Genomic DNA, 1,053 nt, shown 5'->3' with positions numbered 1-1,053 from the left:
TGAACAAAGAGATCTTAGCTGTAGTAGAAGCCGTTTCTAACGAAAAAGCCCTGCCACGTGAGAAAATCTTCGAAGCGCTTGAGAGCGCTTTGGCCACTGCGACTAAAAAGAAGTATGAGCAAGAGATCGAAGTGCGCGTCAGCATTGACCGTCGCAGCGGTGATTTCGATACTTTCCGTCGCTGGCAGATTGTGGAAGAAGTAACACAGCCGACTCGTGAAATTACGCTGGATGCGGCCCGCTTTGAAGACGAAGCGTTCAATCTGGGCGAATACGTTGAAGATCAGATCGAATCTGTCACCTTCGACCGTATCACCACCCAAACCGCTAAACAGGTTATCGTGCAGAAAGTCCGTGAAGCTGAGCGCGCGATGGTGGTTGATCAGTTCCGTCAACACGAAGGTGAAATCATCACCGGCGTGGTGAAGAAAGTAAACCGCGACAGCATCTCACTCGATCTGGGCAGCAATGCTGAAGCCGTGATCGGACGCGAAGATATGCTGCCACGTGAAAACTTCCGCCCAGGCGACCGTATTCGCGGCGTGTTGTACGCTGTTCGTCCGGAAGCGCGTGGTGCACAGCTGTTTGTCACCCGTTCTAAGCCAGAAATGCTGATCGAACTGTTCCGCATTGAGGTGCCAGAAATCGGTGAAGAAGTTATCGAGATCAAAGCGGCAGCGCGCGATCCAGGTTCACGCGCTAAAATCGCGGTGAAAACCAACGATAAACGTATTGATCCGGTCGGTGCTTGTGTGGGTATGCGCGGTGCGCGTGTCCAGGCTGTATCAAGCGAGCTGGGTGGCGAGCGTATTGATATCGTGCTGTGGGACGATAACCCGGCACAATTCGTCATTAACGCCATGGCGCCAGCCGATGTGGCGTCAATTGTGGTGGATGAAGACAATCACACCATGGATATCGCTGTTGAAGCCGGTAATCTGGCTCAGGCGATCGGCCGTAACGGCCAAAACGTGCGTCTGGCTTCCCAACTGAGCGGTTGGGAACTGAACGTGATGACCGTCGATGATCTGCAGGCTAAGCATCAGGCTGAAG

The 1,053-nt window shown here is 53.3% G+C and carries 1 protein-coding gene; it reads left to right on the top strand.

Features of this window, described 5'->3' with window-relative positions; translation table 11 throughout:
• Positions 1-1,053, top strand: a 1,053-nt coding sequence (nusA, locus tag QMM04_RS22665; RefSeq protein ID WP_282997128.1) for a transcription termination factor NusA, incomplete at both ends; no start/stop codon positions are given.

This window comes from Pantoea sp. Pa-EAmG (genome assembly GCF_030024295.1).
GTDB lineage: Bacteria > Pseudomonadota > Gammaproteobacteria > Enterobacterales > Enterobacteriaceae > Pantoea > Pantoea dispersa.
Note: the sequence above shows the minus strand (reverse complement) of the source record. Positions and strands in the feature narration are given on the sequence as shown.